The sequence below is a fragment of the Raoultibacter timonensis genome (genome assembly GCF_022845715.1).
Classification (GTDB): domain Bacteria; phylum Actinomycetota; class Coriobacteriia; order Coriobacteriales; family Eggerthellaceae; genus Raoultibacter; species Raoultibacter timonensis.
The window spans coordinates 3070248-3085812 of record NZ_AP025564.1 but is presented as its reverse complement, the minus strand read 5'-3'; the positions used below and the strand labels follow the sequence as shown (position 1 = coordinate 3085812).

Here is a 15565-nt window from a genome sequence, read left to right as displayed (position 1 = left end):
GCTCTCAGTATACCGATGTCTGCTTGTTCCGTGCATCCAGACGGTCGCAGCAGACGGCCAGCCAGTCGGATTTTGTTGCGCCGCCTTGGCGGCATCGCCATTATCCGTGGTGTTCGGTCGAGTTGGCTGAATCTATCCGTCGAGGAAAGGACAAGGGGATGAATGCAAGCAAGGGATTGTCGAGGCGTTCGTTTTTAACGGGAACCGCGGTTGTCGGTGCTGGTGCGGCGCTATTCGGTATGGCGGGATGCTCGCCGTCGGGTGCGTCATCGGAGGCGAGCGCCGAGGCTGGTTCGGCTGCGGGCGTCGCGGAAAACGCGACTGTGCAAGCGGGGTATCTGACGTATTTCGATTGGTTGGGGGAAGAACCCGCGATCGATGATGCCGATATCGTCGAAACCGTGGATGCGGAAGTGGTGGTCATCGGCGGCGGAAACGCCGGGGTCTGCGCTGCCCTTGGGGCAGCCGAGGCGGGTGCGAAAGTGGTTGTTCTCGAAACGCAGACGGAAGACGTGTATACGTTTTTGGGCCACGATATAGGGCATCTTAACTCCGCGTGGTCGAAAGCCCACGGTGGCGACGAGATCGACGAGGTGGAGTTCATCCAGGATTGGACTCGCAGGAACATGAACCGCAGCAATTACGAGCTCGTCCGGCAGTTCGCTTCGGAAAGCGGTTCGGTACTCGATTGGATCCTTTCCCATCTCAGCGATGACATCGTTGAAAACTGCGGTATTTTCGGCGTTCCGAAGCCAACTGGGTATCCTGGCGAAATATCGGGCTACAAGTGCTGGTCGTCGGCTATTCATTTTCAGGATGAGGGTACCGATTGGCCCGATGCGGCAAAGGCGCTGAAAGCGGCAGCCGAAGATCTTGGCGCAGCATGGTACTTCGATTGCCGGGCTATGAAGATCGTCATGGACGGCGATCGGGCCGCGGGGGTAGTCGGCATGTCCTCGGACGGCACGTATACGAAGTTCTCCGCTTCGAAGGGCGTCATCATTGCGGCGGGGGACTACAGCGGAAATCCCGAAATGGTCTTTGCGTTGAACGACGAGTACCGTGATTTTGTGCAGTCGCGCAAACAGGATTACACCGAAATAGTCGGAAGCGGGCGTGTGGGCGACGGGCAGAAGCTCGGTTGTTGGGCGGGCGGTCGTATGGAGCCGGGGCCTCGCGCGTCGATGGGTCGCGCAATGGGCGCAGGTGCGTTCGGGGGTGTTGCGCTCCCGCAGCTGAACCGGGACGGTTTGCGGTTCATGAATGAGGGCATTCTGGGCGTTTGGGGCAATTTGTTTCAGGTTATGCGCCAGCCTAAAGGCATGATTTACGGTGTGGCGGACGCTTCGTGGCGCGAGTACATTCAGAAGAACGCGCCTGAGCACGTGTATCCGGGAACGGGCGGCTTTCATGATGGCGGATTCCTGGAAACGCTCGACGCGGAGATTCCCAACGTCTTGGGAACGGGAACCGAGGGCTACAAGATTCGCGGCTGCCTGACGTATGCGGGCGAAACGCTCGAAGAGCTGGCGGATAACCTTGGGTTGTCGGGAGAGCCCAAGGAGAACTTCCTGGCCTCCATCGAGCGCTACAACGAACTGTGCGAAAAGGGGGTTGATGAGGATTTTGGCAAAGACGCATTCCTTATGGACCCTATCGTCGAGCCGCCGTTCTATGCATCGGTCATCGACAGCAGCGAGTTCAAGTTGGGGCTTGTCGAGCTGAGTGGATTGGTAACCGATAAAAACCAGCAGGTGCTCGACTACGATGACGATCCTATACCCGGTCTCTACGCTACGGGGAATAGCTGCGGCGGCCGTTTCGCTCTGCAGTACTGCACGCCGATTGCGGGCATCAGCATCGGCTGGGCGACAACCATGGGCAAGCTCGTCGGCGAAACCGTAGCGGCAAGCTAGTTGGCGCGGTGCCGGATGCGGGCCCGGTGTGCTTGCCGTTGGGCCTAGCGGCAAGATCCGAACAAGAAGGACCTAGGGGAAACTCCGAGGTCCTTCTGCGCATATGTATGCAATATGTAGCATGTTGACAATATTTATAAACATAATCATAATACGTTTATGAAATACAGAACAAGCGAACACAGCATGTATGAATGGAGTAAACGCAATGGATTATGGGACATTGACTATCGAAGAAATCAGAAACGGCTACCGCTACGACGAGGCCGAGAAGGCGCACGTGTGCAACTACTGCGGGCGCATGTTCCCGCGGGGGCAGGTGTTTCCCATCGGCGATCGCTACTATACTCCCGAGTATGCGGCGAGGGAGCACATCGCCTCCGAGCACGATAGCTCGCTCAAGAAACTCATCGAGGGCGGTGCGAAATACAACACGTTCACCGATACGCAAAAGGAGTTGCTCGCGCTGTTCGGCGAGGGCCTGAGCGACAACGAGATCGCCAACAAGCTCGGCATCAAGGCGTCGACGGTTCGCCATCAGAAGTTCACCTTCCGCGAGAAGGCGAAGCAGGCGAAGTACTACCTGGCCGTTTACGAAGAGGTGTTCGGCGATGGCGGCAAGGCGCGCAAAGCCGACGACATCGTGGACATCCCCAATACGGCGACGATGATGGACGACCGCTACGTGATTACCGAGAAGGAGCGCGAGCGCATCCTCAAGAGCGAATTCGAGAGCATGAGGCCTCTCCGGTTGCGTCACTACCCGTTGAAGGCGAAGAAGCAGGTGGTCGTGCTGAGCGAGGTTGCGAAGCTGTTCGAGCTCGGCAAGAAATACACCGAGGCGGAGACGCGCGAGATGCTCGCTGCCGTGTACGAGGATTACAGCATGCTGCGTCGCTATCTGGTCGACTACGGCTTCATGGGCCGTACGAAAGACGGAACCGAATACTGGCTGAAGTAGCTCGCAGGCAAGGCGGCTATGAAAAAGCGGGGCGGCTGAGGTCGCCTCGCTTTGCGTTGTCGAGGGCTTTCGGGAAACGATGCCGCTCGACGGCGCGACCATAGGGGATTGGGTCCGCAGCTTGAAAAGAAGTACGGTTCGAGAGGCTGCGTTATGGCGGGGCCTCCCGGAAACTTCCTGGGGTTCTGCTGCGGAGTTCTCCGACTTGGAAGGTTATGCATCGTTGCGTCTGCGCGGCTCCCGCAATGAGCTTAATGTCCGCGAACCGCCTTCGTGCGAGGATTTTTCGGGCTGAACCGAGTTCGAAGAACCGGCGAACTGGGAAAACGCTTGTCTGTTGCGCAATGCACGTTCGAAAACCCTCGCACGAAGGCGGTTCGCGGACATCGTTCATCAGTTCTCCGCAACGCGCTCGGCCCCACAACGCGCACGGCTCCGCAACGCGCTCGGCTCCGCAACGCGCCTGGCCCCGCGACGTCCGCCCCCACAACGCGCACGGCTCCGCAACGCGCTCGGCCCCTGCTGCGCACAATTCCCGCAGTGTGCGGGAGCGAATCTCCACTTGACTATGAGGCCAAAAAGTCAACTATCGCTCCATTGCATCAACTATTGCGATATCCCATACTGGAATAGGACGGGCATATGCCCGTCGATGCGGGCGATCGTTTCGGAGGTGCGGCATGGAAAGCATCAACCTCGGCAGAATGATAGCGCAGCTGAGAAAATCGGCGGGTCTTACGCAAGCCGATCTGGCCGATCATCTCGGTGTGACCAAAGCTGCGGTTTCGAAATGGGAACTCGGGCAGAGTTTGCCCGACATAGCGCAGCTGCCGCGCATCGCATCGTATTTCTCGGTTACGATCGACGAGCTTTTCGCCTATCGGCCGCAGATGAGCGAGCGCGACATCAAGCGGCTCGCTGCCGAGATCTCGCAATTTCTGCCCGACGATACCGAAACGGCTATTGCCGAATGCCGTCGTTTCATCAAGGACTATTATTCGTGCTGGCCTCTCGTGATCAAGCTATCGCACCTGATGTACACAGCGGCAATCCGTGCCAATCCGTCAAAGCCCGATCCGTCGATCATCGAGGAGGCGTCGGGGTACTACGAGCATGTTGCCGAATGCGCCGATGACGTCGAAATGGTGAGGGCGGCAAGGTTCGTCGGCGCGGGTATGGCTTTGACGCAAGGCCGCTACGAGGAGGCCGTCGAGCGTTTCGAGGGGCTCAAGACCGCGCCGCCGCTCGAGGTCGAGCCATCCCTCGCTGCCGCGTATCGAATGCTCGGTGATACCGAGAAGGCGATCGAGATCAACCAGGAGCACTTGTATTGGAGCGTTTCGGGCGTGATAAACAGCTGTGCTGCGCTTATTCCACTCTGCGGACATGATGGTGAACGGCTGCATGCGCTCGTCACGGCTGTGGAAGGCGTGATCAAGTTGTTCGGCCTGTCGGATGCCAACCCCTCTTACGAGCTGTCTGCCCACTTCGCTGCGGCGTCGGCGTACAAGCAGATGGGGCAGCTCGACCGGGCCTACGAGCAACTGGAACAGTTCGCGCGCGATGCGGGGCGCGCCGATGAGCTGTTCTCGCTTGATCGCGATCCTGGGATGCTCTTCGATCGACTCGGCCATCTGTTTCGTCCCGAAGCCGACGACGATAGGGTATACCTCGAAAACACCATGGCGGGATTCGGGCGGCTCGGTCTGATCCAGATGCTCGAAACCGATCCAGCATGGGCGGACGCGCACGACGACCCACGGTTCGCCGCCATCGTTTCCTCGATCGAATCGTCGTAGACGGGCCGTTTCTGCGAGCTTACAGCCATCCGAGGGGATTTATGTTGGTGAGAAGGCAGAACGTTGTGGGCACGGCAAAGATTCCAGCGACGACGATGGCGTATCTCAAAGGGGATTTCCTCCGCTCGACGGGACTGCCGTTCGCTTGAGCTGCGTCGGCGAGGTATCGGACATCGTCGACGCAGCAGGCGACTCGGAACAAAAGCCAGGTGATTACGGCTCCGATGCCGGCGTACAGGAACAAGGAAATTGCCAAGAGTACGTAAAATCTAATCATATGCGCGCCGCCTTCCAGCGATTCCGAGCCGGTCGCGTCGGCGCGGAAAAATCGCTTATCTGGTAGGGTGCCTCGCCGCTCATCGCCGATAGCTCGTGAAAGGCAAAGCTTCGATGCGAAACGTCTATTCGATCGGAATATCCGTCTTCGAACATCCGATGGAATCTGCAGTAGACAGGTGTAAAGTAGATGCCGCTTGCCATGCCGGCTATGGCGCAGCCCAGCGATACGGCGCCTATGACGTGCAGCGGCGGTGCGTATTGCAGCCACGTTACGACTGCAACAAACGGGCTGGCGAACAAGGCGCCGAACAGCAGGCTTCCCAATGCGGCCCGGAAGAGGCCCCGAACGAAACCGAGCGCTTTGCGCACCCGGATCGCTATTGCGAGAAAAGCGAGGGGGAACGCCCCGCTTTGGAGAAGGTTGAAAAAGGCTTCCTGGTTGTTTCTCGCGGTAGCGCATTCGGCCGCGAATGAGAGAAGCACGATAGCCGTGCCGATTATCAGCGTCTCGAACGTCATTCGCCTTTGGGAACTTCGGTCCGGCAGGGTGGCGGGATCGGCGGCGACCCGTATCAGGCTCCCGTGCCCCCGTTTGTTTGCGTGGCGGTTGAGTCGCCCGGGAAGCCCGGCGTTCTCGTCGATTTTCATAAGCAGACAGGGTAAGCCAGCCGCGACGATGACGGATGCGACGAAAAGTGGGATGCCGAATGCGACCACGAGTCCCCGTTTCTCGAGCGATGGAGGTGTATCCGAATCGACACCGATTGTAGCAAGCTCTTACAGCTGCGGGTATTCGTCTGGCATTTGAACCGAGTAACTCTATTAAATATTCGTGAAAAGGTCATCTATCAGGATGTTCCTCAACCGCTTCGTCGCGTACGGCTGCGTACAGCCGTACGTTGGGCTTTTCGTCGAACGGGCTCTCGCTTTCCGGCATTGCGCCAACGCGGCGGAGCGCGCTTTGGGAATTCGGGGTGGACGGGGCGGCTCTCTGCGGGGGATAATGCCGTGAGCGGATGGGGCTTGCTGCGAGCTGGCTGCATTCTGCGCTTACGGCGGAAGGGACCCTATGGATATCGAAGCCATCGTTTCGAAGATGACGCTCGAGGAGAAATGTGATTGTCTTACCGGAAGCGACTACTGGACGTTCGGTGGATGCCCGAGGCTCGGTGTGGCACCCCTCGTTGTTGCGGATGGCCCGCACGGCCTGCGAAAGCAGCCCGGTCCAGCCGACAACCTCGGTATTGCGACCAGCGATCCAGCCGTATGCTTCCCGACGGCGAGCGCTTCGGCCTGCTCGTTCGACATCGATCTCATGAGGCGGATGGGAGAAGCTATCGGCGATGAGGCGCGCGAACAGCAGGTCGATATCGTGCTCGGCCCCGGGGTCAATATGAAGCGAAGCCCCCTGTGCGGGCGCAATTTTGAGTACTTCAGCGAAGATCCTCATCTGGCGGGGGAGCTGGCGGCAGCGTATGTAGAAGGGGTGCAAAGCAGGGGTGTGGGAACCTCCCTCAAGCACTTTGCGGCAAACAGTCAGGAGACCAACCGCCTGATCGTCGATTCGGTGATCGATGAGCGCGCGCTTCACGAGCTGTACCTCGAGCCGTTCCGCATTGCCATAGAGAAGGCGCATCCCTGGACGGTCATGACGGCGTACAACCTGGTGAACGGCGTTTATTGTTCTGAAAACAGCTACCTGATGGACGAGGTGGCTCGCGGGCTATGGGGCTTTGCGGGAGCTTTTATCACCGATTGGGGCGCCGAAAACGATAATGCGGCTAGTCTTCCAGCCGGTCTCGATCTTGTTATGCCGGGCCCGCGGCCCGATTATCGCGCCGATGTTCGCACCGCCGTCGAGTCGGGCGCTCTTGAGGAGAGCCTGCTCGACAAAGCCGTCGAACGAATACTGAAGCTGCACGAGCGGTGCGAGCGCCACGAGGCCGCATTCGTTGTACGCGATGCGCAGGCCCGCTTGTCCGTTGCACGCGAAGTGGCCGAGGGCTCGGCTGTCTTGGTGAAGAACGACGGGGTGCTGCCCCTTGCCGCCGATGCGTCGATCGCGCTCATCGGTGCGTTTGCCGAAGCTCCTCGGTACCAGGGAACGGGCTCGTCGAAGATAAACCCGGTCGCCCTGTGCTGCGCGCGCGAGGGGTTTGCCTCTCGGGGTGCGACATGCGCATACGCGCAGGGATACGATCGGAAGACGGGGGAAACCGACGAGGACATGCTTGCCGCCGCGGTCGAGCGAGCTCGCAGCGCCGAAGTGGCGGTCGTGTTCGTGGGACTTCCCGATGCGGCCGAGGCGGAGGGATCCGATCGGGCCGATATGGGCCTTCCCGACGGCCATAACCGGCTGGTTGCGGCCGTGTGCGACGTCAATCCGAATACGGTCGTCGTCGTTCAGGGGGGAGCCCCCGTCGAACTGCCGTGGCGCAGTAGGCCCAGCGCGATCCTTCTCAGCTATCTTGCGGGGTGCGAGGGGGGAAGCGCTACGGCGGCGATTCTCTTCGGAGACGCGAATCCGTCTGGAAAGCTTGCCGAAACATGGCCCGACCGCCTTGCCGACGTGCAGAACGCGAACTCGTACCCTGCCGCAGGTCGTCAAGCCCTTTACACCGAGAGCGTATATGCGGGGTATCGGTACTACGATGCCGCCGAGGTGGAACCTGCTTATCCGTTCGGCTTCGGCCTTTCCTACACGACGTTCGCGTATTCCGATTTGAGCATCGAAGGTGCGGGCGAAGGCTTTGATGTCTCGTGCACCGTGCGGAACAGCGGCGCCCGTAAAGGGGCGGAGGTCGTTCAGCTCTACGTTGCCCCCGTCGATCCGTGCGCGTTCATGGTGCCTCAGCAGCTCAAGGGCTTTGCGAAAGTGAGCTTGGAGCCTGGCGAGGAGAAGCGCATAACCATGGCTTTACCTCATCGGGCATTTGCCCATTACGATGCCGGCCGGGGCGACTGGATTGTCGAGGGGGGCTGTTACGAGATCAGAGTTTCGGCGTCGAGCAGGGACGTGCGGCTCGTCGACACGGTGCTTGTGCCAGGGGAGGTCGGGCATTCCGACGGGGTGCCCGACGTCTACCACCGCGTCGAGCCAGGGTGCTTCACCAACGAGGCGTTCCTCGCGCTGTACGGGCGCCCGTTTCCCAAGGTCCTGACGGCGATGCGCCCCTATACGGCGAATGCGACGGTCGGCGATCTGAGGACCTCGCTTATCGGCAGGCTCGTACAGGCTGCATTGCGTCGCGAGCTCAAGACCCTCATTCCCGACGACAAGGAGATGCGCGCCGCGTTCGATCGGGCGGCGATGGATACCCCTTTGCGCGCGGTAGCCATGTCGGGCATCGATATGAACGTTGTTAAAGGTGTGGTGGATATCCTGAACTACCGCTTCATCCGGGGAATCAAACGCCTCCGTGCCGTGAATTCGCATGCGAAGGACGCCGAAAGCCCGCGGGGCGAACGCCCGTGAGGCAATGCCGCTCAGTCGAGCGAGGCGGTTGCGAGAGCCGAGAACCCGTTCGGGCTACTCGCCTTCGGCGGTGATGATTTCTATAAGCTCGGCGCGCGAGTGGATGTCGAGCTTCAAGTAGATGCTCTTGATGTGCGATTTGACCGTGTTTTCGGAAACGAAGAGCTTTTCCGAAATAGCGTGCACGGTTCTTCCCTGGGCGAGGTGGAGGACGATTTCTCGTTCGCGCGGGGTAAACCGCTCGCGATCGGCAAGCGCGTTGCACTTGAGTGCGAGAACATCGAGGGGTTCCGCGCTCGTGGGCGTTTCCGCTACAACGAGCTGTGCAGCAAAGGCCATGACGACGATTTCGGCAAGATGGCGGAAAGGATGTTTCCCGTCGAGAACCCCCCGTACTGTGCGTGCTCGTTTACCGTGGGGGAATGCTCTACATATTCGGCGGTCTGGAGTGCGATCTCGATATGCACGTGCTCGATGACGACGATGTGCCGATCGAGGGCCTTTACGTCGCGGGCAATAGCATGGGCCGCCGCTTCCTCGTCGAGAAGCCCGTTGTCGTTGCCGGTTTGAGTTTGGCTACGGCAACGTCGTTCGGGCGTCTCGCCGGTGCAAACGCCGCCAAGGGAGTCTAGGGCCGGGCAGAGCGGCGCAGCAGCGCCGAGGCAAGGCGAATCGGGGCCCGCGCAGTTGAAGCGCGCGGGCCCCTGCATCGTCTCGGTCGCATGGACGGATCTTTCGATCCTGCAGCCGAGGTGTCCTACGACTGGGCGGCGTAGAGTCCGGCGAGGTATCCGTGCGTGATGCAGTTGCCGTGGTTCATGCCCGACATCAGCGTCGAATAGCTCGTGGCGAACTTCATGCCGACGGTGTTGCCCGCGCCCCAAAGACCTTCGATGGGGTCGCCTTCCTTGCTGAGGATCTGGAGCTTTCCGTTCGCCCGGAGGCCGAGGTAGGCACCCATGGCGGGAGCGACGTCGGCTCGGCAAGCGAAGAACGGCGGCGTATCGATGGGGAAGAGCTTGGCCGGGTCGCAGCCGAAATCGTCGTCCTTCTTCTGGGCGACGAGCTCGTTGTAGCGCTCGACCGACGCGATGAACGCATCGCGCGGCAGGCCGGCGAGGTCGGCAAGCTCCTCAAGCGTGTTCGCCCCGAACACCGGTCCGGCATAGGGGTCGAGCTTCGGGATGACGCCTTCGGGTTTGCCGACCGACGACATGAACGCTTCATGGAACGCCTCGATATACTCGGGTCCTGTGTAGCCGATGGCTACCGGCAGATCGGTGACCATGAGGTTGCGGTGCCCTGCGGCTTGGTAGGGCAAGCGGTCGCGCCAGTTCACGTCGATGATGTCGTAGCAGCAACGGTCGGGCTGGTTCATCACCTGGTCGTGCTTTTCCCAGATGCCCATGTCCTCGTTCCAGAAGCGCTCGCCTTTTTGGTTGACGCAGAGCGCAACCGTGCCGCCGATGCCCGATTCGCATGATCCCATGGCGGTGTCGCCGAAAAGATCCATTGCGGCACCGACCCACAGCGCCATGATCTGGGCGTCTCCGGTCGTACCGCCGAGCTCGAACGGTTCGAGTTCGAACATGGTTTCCCACTCCGGCTCGCCGCCGGTGACGATGCGGTAGTTCTTGACCATCTGCGGCGCGTATACCTTGTGCATGACTTCCGATCCGCATCCGAATTGCGCGCAGCCGCCGCCGCAGAGGATGACGCCCTTCGAGGCTTCGATTTTGGATATCGCCCCGCTCTTGTCCTTCACGTAGCCGCCGTTGACTTTGCCCGACTCGTCGGTCGTGAGCTTGATGACGGCCGAGCTGAACCGGAATTCCGCGCCGAGGTTCTGGGCGATGTCGCGGCTCTTTTCGCCGAGGTGGATCCAGGTGAGCGAGCCGGTGCCGTTATCGGGGTCCTCCTTGAAGTCGATCGCTCCGAGAAACGTCTTGCACATGTCGTTCGCTTCGGCTCGTTCGGCCGGCACGGGGTAGTAGGCGAGCGTTACGTTTGACATCTCGTCGGGCTCGTCGGCGATGGGCTCGATGTACCAATCGAGCACTTCGCCCGAGTAGTTGGCCCATAGCGATGCCAGGGCCATGTTGGCCCTGCCGACGCTCCGGCGCTGGTATTCGCACAGTATTTCCGATACGTCGACTTCGCCGATAAGCTCTTTCGATATCGAATTGTTCACCGAAGCGCATTGGAAGCCGTGGATGCTGATCCCCGTCTTCTTTTCGACGACGATGACCTTCGCTCCCGCTTCGGCCGCCGAGCGAGCTGCCGCGATGCCCGTGATGCCCGCTCCTACGATGAGCACGTCGCACGATACCGTCTCCTTCACGTCGGCATCGGCTACCTCGGGTGCGGTTCCGATGGCGCTTTCGTCGCCGGGTTTGATGTCGGCGGGCACCGAAGCCGCCCCGCTCGGTTCGCTGCCCGCGCTGCTATCCGTTTTCGCGGGTGCCGAGCATCCGGCAAGCCCTGCGACGGCCGCGCCTGCGCCGGCGAAGGCCCCCATCTTCAGAAAGTCGCGCCTGTTGAACGATGCATCGATACTCATAGCTGTTCCCTTCCTCGCGTTCGGTCGGCCTTGCACCCCTGCCGATCGAATCTGGTGTATGCTGCCTTGGTGAGGCGGTTAGCATCCTAGCAACTGGAAAACGAAAGCGCTTCACACCCGTTATGTGAATTCAATAGGGAATAACTTAATATAGAATGGAGCTATGCGTTTCGGCTGGAGCGACGGGAGGACGCGTGGCGCAACGCAGGATCAGAGCATCCGAGTACGTCTCGGAGCACCGGCGCAGCTTTGCGGCAAGCGTTGGCTTTGCGCTGTTCATGCTCTGCTGCATGCTGACCATTTGGGGCGGCCTTCCGCTTTTGGAGCGAACGGGGCTGACACTCCTCTCGCTGCTCGCATGGTGCTCGATACCGCTGTTCGCCACGATCGCCGCAGCGCTTTTTGTTTTGGCGTACGCACGGGCGCTCCCCCCGTCGGTGGCTCTCGTTGTCGAGGTGCTTTCCCGCCCCTGGGTTGCCTGCGCCCTCATCATCGGCAGCTACATCGTGCTCGCTTTGGTGGGCAGCCTGTCGGGAGAAGCGGCTGCATGCGCGTTCGGCGTTCTGGCGGGCGGGGGAATCGCCTCGCTGCTGATGCGGTGGGAGCTGGCGTTCGGCGCGCTCGGCGTGGGCGAGGTCGTCAAAGTCGTTCTTGCGGCGCTCGTCGTCCATTCGATCCTATTCGCGGTTCTCGCCTTGGCGCCGTTGCTCGTGCTCGAGGCGGTGTTCGTTTTAAGCACCGTCGGCTCGACGGCATTGCTCTGCTTTTTCGAACGCACGGGAAGATCGGGTGCGGCAGCGGGGGGGGGTCGGTGGATGCGCCTTCCGCACGGCGGGTGCGGAAGAAGGTGCGGTGCAGGATTCGGGCAAGGCGTCTTTCCGTCTCGATGCGCTTTTCAAGGCGCTCCGCAACCCTATCTTCTGCGTGGCCGCGACCGTATTCGCCGTGGCGATCACGCGGACCATGGCCTTGCAGACGGTGCCGCAGATGGTTGCCGCCGTGGGCATTACGAGCTCGATCGGCGCCGCCGTTACGGGGGGCGTGCTCGTTTTGGTGCTCGTCAGCCCGCTGGGCTCGGGAGCATGGGTGCGGGGCCCGAGCATCACCTCCCTTTACCGCATCATGTTTCCGGTGATCGCCACCGCGCTGCTGGTGCTCTCCATCTTCAACGGCACCGAGCTGATCGTCACGATGCTCCTGTACGCCGCGTTCTCGCTGCTGTTCGCCATGATCATGCCCTCGTGTCTCGAGACCGCCCAAAGCGAAGGCGTAGAGGTGCGGTTTGCATTCGGGGTGTTCGCGGGTATCGTGTACGCCGCGTTCGCGGCGGGAGCGCTGGCAAGCGTTGTCCTGTACCATGCCCGCGTGTTCGACGCCCCCATCCCGCTCATTGCCGCACTTCTCGTGCTCTATGCGCTGTCGATGGCGTATGCCGGCATGCAGCGCCGCGAGAAACCCCAGGGGGAACGAGATGCAGGCGAGGCGGCGACCGATGCTGCGGGGGAGGCGGTTGCGGCCTCGGATGCCTCGCTCGAGAAGCGGTGCGAAGCTATCGTTCGGCGCTTCGAGCTGAGCCCCCGCGAATCCGATGTGCTCGTTGCGTTCGCCCATGGTCGCAATGTCGCCTACCTTGCCGAAAGGCTCTGCCTTTCGGAGAACACCATCCGAAGCCATAGCAAGAGCCTTTACACGAAGCTCGGCATCCATTCGAAACAGGAACTGCTCGACCTTGTGGAGGAGGCGGGTAAGGGTGATTGCGGGTAGCTTGGAGGGTTTTGCAGTTGATGCTTTTTTGACATTCGTCTGGTATCGTTTTCGCTTGTCGGCAGGCGATGGCCGCCGAGCAGTTGAGAATTCGGCCGACCGAGCGGATCGGGGGCTTTTCGGGCAAGCGGGAAAGGCGAAGCGCATACGTGGTAGACGAAACGGGTACAGGGCGGGAGCGAGCCGACGGGCCGCTCATTCTAATCGCGGATGACGAGCGCGATATCGTGAGCATGCTCAAGAGCTATTTCGAGCTCAACGGCTACCTTGTGGCTACCGCGTTCGACGGGGCCCAGGTGCTCGATCGCGTGGGAAAGCGCCAGCCCGACATCATTCTGCTCGATATCAACATGCCTTCGGTAGACGGTATTTCGGCTTGCCGCATGATTCGCGATGCGGTTTCGTGCCCGATCATCTTCCTTACGGCCCGCGTCGAAGACGCCGATAAGCTCGAGGGCTTTGCGGCGGGGGGCGACGATTACGTAACCAAGCCGTTTTCGCTCGAGGTTCTCGGCGCTCGGGTATCTGCCCACATCGCGCGCGATCGCCGCGTCCGAACCCGCAGCGTCATTTGCGTGGACGAGGTGCTTTCGATCGATTTCGGACGCAGGGCGGTGCTTGTCAACGGCATCGAAGTGTCGATGACCAAGAAGGAATATGCCGCATGATTCGCGATGCGGTTTCGTGCCCGATCATCTTCCTTACGGCCCGCGTCGAAGACGCCGATAAGCTCGAGGGCTTTGCGGCGGGGGGCGACGATTACGTAACCAAGCCGTTTTCGCTCGAGGTTCTCGGCGCTCGGGTATCTGCCCACATCGCGCGCGATCGCCGCGTCCGAACCCGCAGCGTCATTTGCGTGGACGAGGTGCTTTCGATCGATTTCGGACGCAGGGCGGTGCTTGTCAACGGCATCGAAGTGTCGATGACCAAGAAGGAATACGAGATATGCGCGCTGCTCGTCAAGCACCGGGGGCAGACTTTCGACCGCGATCGCATATACGAGCTCGTGTGGGGCGAGCCGGGAGACGGCTCGGTGGTAACCGAGCACATCAGACGGCTGAGGAAATCGCTTTCCGAAGCGGGTGCCGAGGGCGATTACATCAAGACGGTATGGGGCGTGGGGTACCGATGGCGCGCATAGGAGGAGAGCCGCACGGTTAGGATCGCCCCGGTCCTCAACCGCATTGCGATCCGGGATTCGCTGATTCCGAATCGCGCCGCGCTCCGGCTGGCTTTGCGAAGGGCAAACCGGGCATGCTCCATCCCCTGCGCCGCTTGCGGGCGTTCATGCGCTCGTGCTCCCTGAAGACCGCATTCGCGATCTACGCGATAGCGGCCACCGTCGTCGCGCTCGCCGTGTCGACGGGCGCCGCAAGCGTTCTGTCTAACGCATCGTCTGAAATCTGGCGTGAATCCTCGGCTCGATCGGGGATGTACATCTACGTGAGCGACGCCAATGCGCTCGTGCCTGCCGAAGCTCTGTCGTGGTACGGCAACGAAGACGATTCCCTGTACGTTGAGGTTCCGGAAGACGAATCGGCCTTAGCCATACGGATTGACGAGCCGGGTTCGGATAGCGAAAGCATGCGCGTGTACGATGGGCGGATTCTCGACGGCGAGGACCTCGCCGAAGGCGCAACCGACGATCCCATTCCCCTTGCTGCCGTGCCCGCTTACGACGAGGCTCAGAAGAGACGCCTTCCCGAAGGCGCTGCCGACGGGTCTTTGCTGCCGGCGGACGAAAGAGGCGAAAAGCCGGCTTCGTCGGTCATGTCCTATTATGTCGCCCATCACCCCGAGGATGGCGCATACGACGCTTTGCAACTGCTCACGTTCCTCGTGTTCCCGGGAGTGTTCGCCCTCGTCTTCGTTGCGACGGCCCATCTGTTCTACCGCAATCATCTGAAGCAGCCGATTGCGACGATGCGCGGTGCTGCGCAGCGGATCGCCGAAAACGATCTCGATTTCGAGCTTGCGCCCGATAGCGGCAACGAGCTCGGCAAGCTTACCGAAAGCTTCGAGACGATGCGCGCGTCGCTTGTGACGAGCAACCGCGAAATGTGGCGGATGGTCGAGGCGCGCAAAGAGGCGAACGCGGCGTTCGCCCACGATCTGCGCACGCCGCTTACCGTGCTCGGGGGGCAGCTCGAGATGCTTGCATCGTATACGGCGAGCGGAAGTCTCGCCGCCGATCAGATCGAGGAGATGGCGCGTTCGTCGCAGCGGCAGGTTGAACGTATCGAGCGCTATATCGAAGCCATGCGCGATCTTGCAAAGCTCGACGATTGCGAGGTGGTCGCCGTCGACGTCGACGCAAGCCGCCTTGTCGAGCGCCTTGGCGAAGCGGCGCGAGCGCTGGCTGCCGATTGCGGCAAACGTTCCGACGTCATCGCCTCCGAGCTGCCCGAAACCGCACGCCTCGATGCCGATGTCGTCGAGAGGGTTGCAGGTAACCTCCTCGCGAATGCGGCGAGATACGCGACCTCCCTTGTCGTGTTGGTTTGCGCGGCGGACGGATCGGATCTCGTGGTGACCGTGGAGGACGACGGTCCCGGTTTTTCGGCAGAAGCCCTCGAGCAGGGGCTCGAACCCTACTATCGCGATACGTCTCGCCCCGATTCATCGGAGCATTTCGGGCTGGGCCTCGGTATATGCTCGTTGCTGGTTGCCAAGTGCGGCGGCTCGGTTGCTCTGTCGAACCGCTTCGACGAAACGGGCGCACGGGTGGAGGCCCGTTTCCCCGGCGTTTTCAATCGTTGATGCTTATTTGACACTTGCGTTCGATGATGATTCCGATGGATATATCGAAGG

At 60.9% G+C, this 15565-nt stretch carries 13 protein-coding genes; 10 read left to right on the top strand and 3 right to left on the bottom strand.

Features of this window, described 5'->3' with window-relative positions; genetic code table 11:
- The first annotated feature begins 158 nt into the window (after positions 1 to 158).
- The 3 genes from MWL89_RS12610 to MWL89_RS12600 all read left to right on the top strand — a co-directional run bounded on the left by MWL89_RS12610 (position 159) and on the right by MWL89_RS12600 (position 4676).
- On the top strand, positions 159 to 1916 hold the full coding sequence (locus MWL89_RS12610; protein WP_244386400.1) for an FAD-dependent oxidoreductase: 1758 nt from the start codon (positions 159 to 161) through the stop codon (positions 1914 to 1916).
- A 208-nt stretch (positions 1917 to 2124) separates the two neighbouring features.
- Positions 2125 to 2877 carry a DUF2087 domain-containing protein gene (locus MWL89_RS12605; RefSeq protein ID WP_102379697.1) on the top strand — a complete coding sequence of 251 codons (753 nt, stop codon included), beginning with the start codon at positions 2125 to 2127 and terminating at the stop codon, positions 2875 to 2877.
- A 680-nt stretch (positions 2878 to 3557) separates the two neighbouring features.
- A complete protein-coding gene (locus MWL89_RS12600) occupies positions 3558 to 4676 on the top strand; it encodes a helix-turn-helix domain-containing protein (RefSeq protein WP_244386399.1) in 1119 nt (372 codons plus the stop codon).
- Between the two features lie 19 nt (positions 4677 to 4695).
- Here the strand turns inward: MWL89_RS12600 and MWL89_RS12595 are convergent, their stop codons facing one another.
- On the bottom strand, positions 4696 to 4953 hold the full coding sequence (locus MWL89_RS12595) for a hypothetical protein (protein WP_102379695.1): 258 nt from the start codon (positions 4951 to 4953) through the stop codon (positions 4696 to 4698).
- Between the two features lie 113 nt (positions 4954 to 5066).
- On the opposite strand from MWL89_RS12595, the gene MWL89_RS12590 reads away from it, so the two are divergent.
- Positions 5067 to 5429: a hypothetical protein gene (locus MWL89_RS12590; protein ID WP_244386398.1), complete on the top strand. Its 363-nt coding sequence runs from the start codon at positions 5067 to 5069 to the stop codon at positions 5427 to 5429.
- A 595-nt stretch (positions 5430 to 6024) separates the two neighbouring features.
- Complete coding sequence (locus MWL89_RS12585; protein ID WP_244386397.1) at positions 6025 to 8430, top strand: glycoside hydrolase family 3 C-terminal domain-containing protein; 2406 nt, start codon at positions 6025 to 6027, stop codon at positions 8428 to 8430.
- Between the two features lie 54 nt (positions 8431 to 8484).
- Here the strand turns inward: MWL89_RS12585 and MWL89_RS12580 are convergent, their stop codons facing one another.
- Positions 8485 to 8769, bottom strand: a complete 285-nt coding sequence (locus MWL89_RS12580) for a response regulator transcription factor (RefSeq protein ID WP_244386395.1) — start codon at positions 8767 to 8769, stop codon at positions 8485 to 8487.
- A gap of 83 nt (positions 8770 to 8852) precedes the next feature.
- Between MWL89_RS12580 and MWL89_RS12575 the strand changes: the two genes are divergently transcribed.
- A complete protein-coding gene (locus tag MWL89_RS12575; RefSeq protein ID WP_244386394.1) occupies positions 8853 to 9062 on the top strand; it encodes an FAD-binding protein in 210 nt (69 codons plus the stop codon).
- 125 nt (positions 9063 to 9187) lie between these two features.
- On the opposite strand, the gene MWL89_RS12570 is transcribed toward MWL89_RS12575, so the two are convergent.
- Positions 9188 to 10990 carry an FAD-dependent oxidoreductase gene (locus MWL89_RS12570; RefSeq protein WP_244386393.1) on the bottom strand — a complete coding sequence of 601 codons (1803 nt, stop codon included), beginning with the start codon at positions 10988 to 10990 and terminating at the stop codon, positions 9188 to 9190.
- 852 nt (positions 10991 to 11842) lie between these two features.
- Here MWL89_RS12570 and MWL89_RS12565 point away from each other — a divergent pair.
- From MWL89_RS12565 to MWL89_RS12550, 4 genes are all read left to right on the top strand, one after another.
- Positions 11843 to 12754 (top strand): helix-turn-helix transcriptional regulator, encoded by a 912-nt coding sequence (locus MWL89_RS12565; protein ID WP_244386391.1) that lies wholly within the window; start codon positions 11843 to 11845, stop codon positions 12752 to 12754.
- A gap of 149 nt (positions 12755 to 12903) precedes the next feature.
- Positions 12904 to 13422: a response regulator transcription factor gene (locus MWL89_RS12560; protein WP_244386390.1), complete on the top strand. Its 519-nt coding sequence runs from the start codon at positions 12904 to 12906 to the stop codon at positions 13420 to 13422.
- The gene (locus MWL89_RS12555; protein WP_244386389.1) at positions 13419 to 13895 is read left to right on the top strand and encodes a response regulator transcription factor; all 477 of its coding nucleotides are present in this window, start codon (positions 13419 to 13421) and stop codon (positions 13893 to 13895) included. The genes MWL89_RS12560 and MWL89_RS12555 overlap by 4 nt, the downstream gene beginning before the upstream one ends.
- A 113-nt stretch (positions 13896 to 14008) precedes the next feature.
- Entirely contained in the window at positions 14009 to 15514 is a 1506-nt protein-coding gene (locus tag MWL89_RS12550) for a sensor histidine kinase (RefSeq protein ID WP_244386388.1), read from the top strand.
- The last annotated feature ends 51 nt before the right edge of the window (positions 15515 to 15565 follow it).

Bases quoted from the DNA above. Each gene is read 5' to 3' on its own strand.
- MWL89_RS12610 (WP_244386400.1), top strand. From the start codon at position 159: ATGAATGCAAGCAAGGGATTGTCGAGGCGTTCGTTTTTAACGGGAACC.
- MWL89_RS12605 (WP_102379697.1), top strand. From the start codon at position 2,125: ATGGATTATGGGACATTGACTATCGAAGAAATCAGAAACGGCTACCGC.
- MWL89_RS12600 (WP_244386399.1), top strand. From the start codon at position 3,558: ATGGAAAGCATCAACCTCGGCAGAATGATAGCGCAGCTGAGAAAATCG.
- MWL89_RS12595 (WP_102379695.1), bottom strand. From the start codon at position 4,953: ATGATTAGATTTTACGTACTCTTGGCAATTTCCTTGTTCCTGTACGCC.
- MWL89_RS12590 (WP_244386398.1), top strand. From the start codon at position 5,067: ATGCGAAACGTCTATTCGATCGGAATATCCGTCTTCGAACATCCGATG.
- MWL89_RS12585 (WP_244386397.1), top strand. From the start codon at position 6,025: ATGGATATCGAAGCCATCGTTTCGAAGATGACGCTCGAGGAGAAATGT.
- MWL89_RS12580 (WP_244386395.1), bottom strand. From the start codon at position 8,769: ATGGCCTTTGCTGCACAGCTCGTTGTAGCGGAAACGCCCACGAGCGCG.
- MWL89_RS12575 (WP_244386394.1), top strand. From the start codon at position 8,853: ATGCTCTACATATTCGGCGGTCTGGAGTGCGATCTCGATATGCACGTG.
- MWL89_RS12570 (WP_244386393.1), bottom strand. From the start codon at position 10,990: ATGAGTATCGATGCATCGTTCAACAGGCGCGACTTTCTGAAGATGGGG.
- MWL89_RS12555 (WP_244386389.1), top strand. From the start codon at position 13,419: ATGATTCGCGATGCGGTTTCGTGCCCGATCATCTTCCTTACGGCCCGC.
- MWL89_RS12550 (WP_244386388.1), top strand. From the start codon at position 14,009: ATGCTCCATCCCCTGCGCCGCTTGCGGGCGTTCATGCGCTCGTGCTCC.